The organism is Herbaspirillum rhizosphaerae, assembly GCF_001189965.1.
GTDB classification, from domain to species: Bacteria; Pseudomonadota; Gammaproteobacteria; order Burkholderiales; family Burkholderiaceae_D; genus Herbaspirillum; species Herbaspirillum rhizosphaerae.
This window is the reverse complement of the sequence record NZ_LFLU01000027.1, coordinates 24662-31913: the sequence shown is the minus strand read 5'-3', so window position 1 is coordinate 31913 and position 7252 is coordinate 24662. Positions and strand designations below refer to the sequence as shown.

Annotated in this window: 8 protein-coding genes; 7 read left to right on the top strand and 1 reads right to left on the bottom strand. The window is 60.6% G+C overall.

What is annotated here, in order from left to right; translation table 11 throughout:
• Positions 1-89 precede the first annotated feature (89 nt).
• Entirely contained in the window at positions 90-773 is a 684-nt protein-coding gene (locus tag AKL25_RS22975; RefSeq protein WP_050480031.1) for a flagellar basal body L-ring protein FlgH, read from the bottom strand.
• Positions 774-1392: 619 nt separating this feature from the next.
• On the opposite strand from AKL25_RS22975, the gene AKL25_RS22970 reads away from it, so the two are divergent.
• From AKL25_RS22970 to AKL25_RS22940, 7 genes are all read left to right on the top strand, one after another.
• Entirely contained in the window at positions 1393-2178 is a 786-nt protein-coding gene (locus tag AKL25_RS22970) for an ABC transporter ATP-binding protein (protein ID WP_050480030.1), read from the top strand.
• Between the two features lie 71 nt (positions 2179-2249).
• Positions 2250-3260 carry an ABC transporter substrate-binding protein gene (locus AKL25_RS22965; RefSeq protein ID WP_050480029.1) on the top strand — a complete coding sequence of 337 codons (1011 nt, stop codon included), beginning with the start codon at positions 2250-2252 and terminating at the stop codon, positions 3258-3260.
• 33 nt (positions 3261-3293) lie between these two features.
• Complete coding sequence (locus AKL25_RS22960) at positions 3294-4121, top strand: ABC transporter permease (RefSeq protein WP_338034509.1); 828 nt, start codon at positions 3294-3296, stop codon at positions 4119-4121.
• A 14-nt stretch (positions 4122-4135) separates the two neighbouring features.
• Entirely contained in the window at positions 4136-4900 is a 765-nt protein-coding gene (locus AKL25_RS22955; protein ID WP_050480027.1) for an SDR family oxidoreductase, read from the top strand.
• A 37-nt stretch (positions 4901-4937) separates the two neighbouring features.
• Positions 4938-5477: a cupin domain-containing protein gene (locus tag AKL25_RS22950; RefSeq protein WP_050480026.1), complete on the top strand. Its 540-nt coding sequence runs from the start codon at positions 4938-4940 to the stop codon at positions 5475-5477.
• Between the two features lie 31 nt (positions 5478-5508).
• Positions 5509-6408 carry an alpha/beta fold hydrolase gene (locus tag AKL25_RS22945; RefSeq protein WP_050480025.1) on the top strand — a complete coding sequence of 300 codons (900 nt, stop codon included), beginning with the start codon at positions 5509-5511 and terminating at the stop codon, positions 6406-6408.
• 10 nt (positions 6409-6418) lie between these two features.
• Entirely contained in the window at positions 6419-7252 is an 834-nt protein-coding gene (locus AKL25_RS22940; RefSeq protein ID WP_050480024.1) for an IclR family transcriptional regulator, read from the top strand.

The window sequence follows — 7252 nt, the reverse complement described above, 5'->3', positions numbered from 1 at the left end:
CTTGATCGAAGAAAGAACAGCAGAAGCTACAGCAAACGGAAAGTCGGAACAAAACACCAATAACAACAAACGCCAAGCCCTCATCCCCATCACCAAAACGTCAAAATACTCCTGAAAAACTGCTGCATCCACCCCTGCGAATTGGCATCCGCAACCGTCCCCCCGCCAACCTGCTCCAGGCGTGCATCCGCCACATTGCTGGAAGAAACCACATTTCCCCCGCGAATATCGCGCGCCCGCACCACCCCCGAAAAACGAAGCGTATTAATAGAGCCGTTCATCCCGATGCGCTTCTCGCCCGCAACCACCAGGTTACCGTTCGGAAGCACCTCGATGATCGACACCATCAGGCTGCCGGTCATGCTGTTGGAATTGTCGGTCTGGCCCGAACCCTTGAAGGAATCGCTGCCCGACGCCGTCGCATTGATATTGAAGACCGACGCCAGCAAGCCGCTCATCGACGAGCCGGCGCCGGGGCCGACTTGTTTCAAGGCGGTGTCGCGGCTGTTGCTGGTGGTCGACTTGTTGCTGCCGGTGAGGGATTCGGAGATGTCGATCTTGAGGATGTCGCCGACATAGTGCGTGGTCGATTCTTCAAACAGCTGGGCGCTGCTCACGCGGAAGATTGCGCCGTTGTTCTCCACATTGGCGACCGGATAGGCCGGACGCACGCTGGTCGGCCCCTGCACCATCGGCGGCGGACTGCTGCATGCGCTCAGTAAACACAGAAGTCCCGCTCCATAAGCAACATAGGCAATGCGCTGCTGAATCATGATTTTCCCCCGAAGACAATCGATAGCCGGCTAACAGGCCCGCAAGCGAGAGGCCCTCGCGGCCATCATCGGGGCAAAGCCTGTAAGCGGGAGTTAACGCCTCGTAAATCAGGGAAAACCAATCTCAAGAACCGTGAAGGAAGTTCAAGAAGTATCAAGACGATTCGTATCGTCTTGTTTTGCGCACATTCCAGAAAGACGACGAGTACGCCAAGTTGCCGATTTGCCATGCAAAGTGCGGCCTGCCGCATCTTCAGGATCGTGTGGAATTGGTGCAAGCCGCACCGGTAAGGCGCGTCAGCGCGTTTCTTTGGTGAACAAGTGTCTGAAATATGAGACAAAAATCACGATTTTCGCGTGGCACGCATTATGCAATAAGTGAAAAATAGTTCTTATATAAACCATCAAACCATATATGAAACAAAAAGGCCTATCTTTTTGCTGAATATCTGCTATATTTGATTCGTATATCTCACATTTGGTTTGTAGTTTTATATATGAGACAACTGGCGTTTGTGCCGCACCAGCCACCTACCGGTCGCCGGCTTCAGCAAATGCCATGTAATTAGGCGCGAGGGCGCTAAGGCAACAAGTAACAAGTCACTAACCAAGAGGCATCATGATCGAAATCGAATTTCGCAACGTCGGCAAAAGCTTCGTCGACCGCCAGACTTCCCAGGCCCGCGCCGCGGTCACCAACGTCAATTTGTCGATACGCAGCGGCGAAGTGGTTTCCATCATCGGCCCTTCCGGTTGCGGCAAGAGCACGCTGCTGAACATGGGTGCGGGTTTGTACCTGCCCACCTCCGGCGAAGTCATCGTCGGCGGCCAGCGCGTCACCAAGCCGGTCCGCAATGTCGCCTTCATGCTGCAAAAAGACTTGCTCATGCCGTGGCGCAATATCCGCGCCAACGTTTCGCTCGGCCTGGAAATCGACGGCGTCAGCGCCGCCGAGCGCAAGCGTGTGGCTGATGAGTTGCTGGCCAAGTGCCACCTCAAGGGTTTCGAAGAACACTATCCCTACCAGCTGTCCGGCGGCATGCGCCAACGCGCCGCGCTGGCCCGCACGCTGGCGGTGGATCCGCAAGTGCTGCTGATGGACGAGCCGTTCTCGGCGCTGGACGCGCAGACCAAGATGGTCTTGCAGCAGGACCTGGCCAAGATGCTCTACGAAAAGAAAAAGACCGCGCTCTTCATTACCCACGATCTGGTCGAAGCGATCGCCTTGTCGGACCGCCTGCTGGTCATGAGCGAACGTCCCGGCACCATCATCGAAGAGATCGAAGTCAACCTGCCGTTCCGCGACAACCCGCTGGAGCGCCGCAAGCTGCCGGAAATCGGCCCGCTGCAAGGCCGCCTGATGGAGTTGCTCAAAGTAGGCAAAGAGACAGCAGAGCTGCACTGATTCAGCAGACGTATCCAACGCATACCGAACATTCAACCTGATCACCACCGAACAATAGGAGTGAAGCAAGCATGAAAAAATTTCTCGCCTCTTTCTGCAGCAAGCTGGTCCTGAGCGCCGCCGTTGCAACGACACTGGCCGCCACCGCGCTGGTGCCGGGCATCGCCCAGGCTGCACCGGAAGAAGTGACCTACCTGCTGCCGGCGCCGCCGAATTCGCCGGCTTTCGCACCATGGGTGCTGGCGCAGCACAAGGGCTATTACGCTGACGAAAACCTCAAGATCAACTTCATCGTCGCCAAGGGCGGCGTCGACGTCGCCAAGCAGATCGGCGCAGGCAATGCTGTCATCGGCGGCGCCATCGGCGATACGCCTATCGTAGTGCGCGCCAACGGCATCCCGGTCAAGGCCATCGCGGTGCTGGGCGCCGGTTCGATCACCATGGTCGCCGCCAACGCCAACGAAAACATCAAGTCGCTGAAAGACCTCAAGGGCAAGACCGTCACCGTGATGTCGTACACCGACACCACTTACTACGCTTTCCTCGGTTCGCTGCGCACCGCCGGCCTGTCCAAGACCGACGTGCAGATCCAGGCTGCCGGCCCTGCCGGCGTGTGGCAAGTCTTCACCGCGGGCAAGGCATCGGCATTCGCCGGCGTGCCTGACTGGGTCGTCAACTCGACCGACGCCGGCGCCAAGGTCGATCTGCTCGACAACGGCGGCTTCAAGAGCATGGCGCAAGCGATCCTGGCGTCCGACGACACCATCAAGAACAAGCCTGAGCTGCTGAAACGCCTGGTGCGCGCCACCCTGCGCGGCATGCAAGACATCATGAAGGATCCGAAAGCCGCCGCTCTCGATTACGTCGCCGCCCTGCCGGCTTACAAAGGCAAGGAAGCCAGCATCGAAGCGACCTTCGAGATGTATCGCAAATACGTCTACGCCGGCCAGAAGACCCTGGGCCAGATCGATGCCGCGCGCATGGACAGCGTGCAAAAGTTCTATGTCAGCGAAGGCATCGTGACCAAGGCCACACCGGTCAATGAGCTCTTCACCAATCAATTCGTCGGAACAGCAAGATAAATGGATACCTCTACTACTGCGACTGCAAACCACATGAGCACGCCAGAAAACACTACGCCGGCTACCAAGGTAAAACGTCCGCTGCTCAGCGAGCGTACTCGCACCGTGTGCGGCAGCCTGGTGGTGCTGGTGATCTTCCTGGCGGCGTGGCAATGGGGCCCGGGCTGGTTCGGCATGCCGGAATACATCCTGCCGAACCTGTCGCACGTGCTCAAGGAATCGGTGGTCATGTGGAACAACAATGATCTGCTGACTCATTTCGGCATCACCGCGATGGAAGTGGTGTTCGGTTTCCTGTTCGGCGCGCTGCTCGGTCTGGCGGTCGGCGTTGCATTGGGTTTGTCGCCGCGTGCCGAAGCCATGCTGTCGCCGTACATCCTGGCCTTGCAGATTGCACCGAAGGTGGCGTTTGCGCCGCTGTTCGTGATGTGGCTCGGCTACACCATCTATCCGAAGATCATCGTCGCCGTGCTGATCGTGTTCTTCCCGATCATGATCAACGTGCTGTCGGCGATTCGCACCGTCGATCCCGACATGGTCAACCTGGTGCGCACGCTCAACGCAGGCCGCTGGCAGATCTTCCATCTGGTGGAGTTCCGTTCGGCGCTGCCGGCATTGTTCTCCGGCCTGCGTATCGCATCGACCTTGTCCGTCATCGGCGTGACCGTCGGCGAACTGGTCGGCGGCAATCAAGGCCTCGGCTACCTGCTGGTGGACGGCGAAGGCCAGGGCAATACCGCCGCCGTGTTCGTCGCCATCTGCGCGCTGACGCTGATCGGTATCGTGACCTACGGATTTGTGGTCTGGGCCGAACGCCGCGTGCTGCACTACCTGCCTAAAGTGCATACCAGCACGGTCTGATGGAGCAATCAAGAATGACTTCATCTCACCAATTGCTGGCCGGCCGCCGCATCCTGATCACCGGCGCGGCGCGCGGCCTCGGCCTGGCCTTCGCTGCTGCGGTGGCGGAAGCCGGCGCCAGCGTGGCCATGGCCGACATCCTGCAAGACACCTTGCAAGATGCGGTCGCCGGACTGCAGAAGCGCGGACTGAAAGTCGCCGGCTTCATCGTCGACCTGGCCGATCCGCTGTCCATCGACGCCTGCGCCAAGGAAGCGACGCAATGGCTGGGCGGCCTCGACGGCCTGGTCAACAACGCCGCGATCACCAATTCCGGCGGCAAGACCACCGAACAATTGTCGATCGAGATGTGGGACAAGGTGATGGACGTCAACGTGCGCGGCACCTGGCTGATGACCAACGCCTGCCTGCCGGCCTTGCGCCAATCGGGTCGCGGCAGCGTCGTCAACCTGTCGTCCGACACGCCGCTGTGGGGCGCCACCAACCTGCTGGCCTACGTCGCCAGCAAGAGCGCGGTGATCGGCATGACGCGCTCGCTGGCGCGCGAACTGGGCGGCGACAACATCACCGTCAACGCCGTCGCACCCGGCCTGACGCTGGTCGAAGCCACCGAATACGTACCGAAAGAACGCCACCAGACTTACCACGACCGCCGCGCCATCCAGCGCGACCAGTTGCCGGAAGACGTCTGCGGCGCCGTGATTTTCGCATTGTCCGATTTGTCCCGCTTCTATACGGGGCAAGTCATGGCCGTCAATGGCGGCTTCGTGATGAATTGATGAGTGAAATTCCCCTGACCTACCAAGGAGAGAAAAGATGACCGATATGTCCGAACAAAACAACGTCAAACGCAGCTGGGATCAGCCTGAAGGCAGCAGCTTCGGCGCCTGGATGGAATCGCGCGTGGCGCGCCTGTCGACCCGCAAGTACGACTGGGACGCGCTGAAGTTCCAGGCCGACTACGATCCGAAATTCCGCCGCGCGCAAATGCGCTACATCGGCACCGGCGGCACCGGCGTCGCGGTCGACGCCAACGTGATCCCGTCCGAACACTTCACCTTCTCGACCATGATCATCCCGGCCGGCCATGAAGGTCCGCCGCATCTGCATATCGACGTCGAAGAAGTGTTCTTCGTGCTGCGCGGCAAGCTCAAGCTGGTGCTGGAAAAAGACGGCGAACGTTTCGAAACCATCCTGACCGACCGCGACGTGGTCTCGATTCCGCCGGGCGTGTACCGCGAAGAAATCAACATCGGCGATGAAGACGCGCTGATGTGCGTGATGCTGGGCGCGAAGAAGCCGATCACGCCGACCTATCCGGCAGATCATCCGCTGGCTTCGATCAAGCGCGCTTAAGCAAGCTAAGCAAGCATACCGGGACCCCGCCATGACTCCGCACGCACCCGCCTCCGTCACTTGCGCCGAAACGCTCAGGGATTCGCTGAGCCTGCTCGAAGGGCGCTTTTCCGAAAGCACCGTTGACATCGGCAACGGCAAGATCGTGTCCTACCGCTCCTGCGGGCGCGGGCCGGTGATCGTACTGCTGCACGGTATCAGCTCGGGTGCGGCGTCGTGGCTGCAATGCGCCTTGCGTCTGGAGCAGGATGCGCAAGTGATCGCCTGGAATGCGCCCGGCTACGGCCGCTCGACGTCGCTGCCGCAAATGCAGCCGACGGCGGCGGACTATGCCGAGCGCCTGGACTTGTTCCTCGAAGCACTGGGCATCGGCAACTGCGTGCTGGTCGGCCATTCGCTCGGCGCCATGATGGCCTCGGCTTACGTCGGCAAAGGCTACAAGCGCGCCTCGCGCCTGCTGCTGATCAGCCCGGCGCAAGGCTACGGCAGCGAAGCCAAGCGTGAACGCGGCCAGAAGATTGCGCAAGAGCGTCTCGACGTCCTGCGCACCATCGGCGTCGAAGGCATGGCCGAGCGCAGCCCGGCGCGCATGCTGTCGGCGAGCGCCGGCGACGCCGAACGCGCCTGGGTGCGCTGGAACATCCAGTGGCTCAACCCGGCCGGCTACACGCAGGCGGTGCACATGCTGTGCGGCGACCACCTGCGCGCCTACGCACCGCGCGACAGCCTCGGCGACGTGCCGGCCACGGTCTACTGCGGCGCCGAAGACGTGGTCACCACGCCGGACGACAGCCGCGAACTGGCCTGGAATTTGAATTTGCCGTTCCATCTGATCGACAATGCGGGCCACGCCTGCTACATCGAGCAACCCGGAGCGGTAGCAGCAGCCATGCGTCACCAACTCAGCGGTCACTTTTATAAACTTTCCTAAAACAAAAATCATGAACAAACCTGTGCTGCCAGAAGATGAATCGCAAGAGAAGTACCTCGTACCAGGCCTGGAACGCGGCTTGCGCCTGCTGTGCGAATTCAGCCGTCAGGACAAGACCCTGTCGGCGCCGGAACTGGCGCGCCGCCTCGACGTGCCGCGCTCCACCGTGTTCCGCCTGCTGACCACGCTGGAACGCATGGGCTTCGTTGAACGCAACGACGGCGGCCGTGACTATCGCCTCGGCATGGCCGTGCTGCGCCTCGGTTTCGAATACCTGGCTTCGCTGGAGCTGACCGAAATCGGCCGCCCGCTGCTGGATCGCCTGCGCGACGAAATCGGCTATTCCTGCAACCTGGTGGTGCGCGACGGCCGCTCCATCGTGTACGTCGCCAAGTCGGTCACGCAAACCGCCTTCGCCAGCCACGTCAACGTCGGCACCCGTCTGCCTGCGCACGCCACCGTGCTCGGCCGCGTACTGCTGGAAGACCTGACCCTGGCCGAACTGCGCGACCTGTATCCGGAAGAACACCTGGAAGTCTTCTCCAGCAATACGCCGAAGACCGTGGTCGAACTGTTCGACATGGTGCAGAACGACAAGCAACGCGGCTACGTGTTGCAGGAAGGTTTCTTCGAAACCAGCATCTCCACCATCGCCGCACCGGTGCGCGATCACTCGGGCAAGGTGGTGGCCGCGATGGGCGCGACGATTCCTTCGCCGCACATCGACACCGACCAGCTCGACCAGATCGTGCTCAAGGTGCGCGACACCGCCGGCGAACTGGCGCGTCTGCTTGACCATGCACCGGAGAAATCCGGCAAGGTCGTCAACATGTGGCGGGAGTAA

What these genes read in the sequence shown, in the direction of transcription:
- AKL25_RS22975 (WP_050480031.1), bottom strand. Translation starts at nt 773, where the DNA reads ATGATTCAGCAGCGCATTGCCTATGTTGCTTATGGAGCGGGACTTCTG.
- AKL25_RS22965 (WP_050480029.1), top strand. Translation starts at nt 2,250, where the DNA reads ATGAAAAAATTTCTCGCCTCTTTCTGCAGCAAGCTGGTCCTGAGCGCC.
- AKL25_RS22960 (WP_338034509.1), top strand. Translation starts at nt 3,294, where the DNA reads ATGAGCACGCCAGAAAACACTACGCCGGCTACCAAGGTAAAACGTCCG.
- AKL25_RS22945 (WP_050480025.1), top strand. Translation starts at nt 5,509, where the DNA reads ATGACTCCGCACGCACCCGCCTCCGTCACTTGCGCCGAAACGCTCAGG.
- AKL25_RS22955 (WP_050480027.1), top strand. Translation starts at nt 4,136, where the DNA reads ATGACTTCATCTCACCAATTGCTGGCCGGCCGCCGCATCCTGATCACC.
- AKL25_RS22950 (WP_050480026.1), top strand. Translation starts at nt 4,938, where the DNA reads ATGACCGATATGTCCGAACAAAACAACGTCAAACGCAGCTGGGATCAG.
- AKL25_RS22940 (WP_050480024.1), top strand. Translation starts at nt 6,419, where the DNA reads ATGAACAAACCTGTGCTGCCAGAAGATGAATCGCAAGAGAAGTACCTC.
- AKL25_RS22970 (WP_050480030.1), top strand. Translation starts at nt 1,393, where the DNA reads ATGATCGAAATCGAATTTCGCAACGTCGGCAAAAGCTTCGTCGACCGC.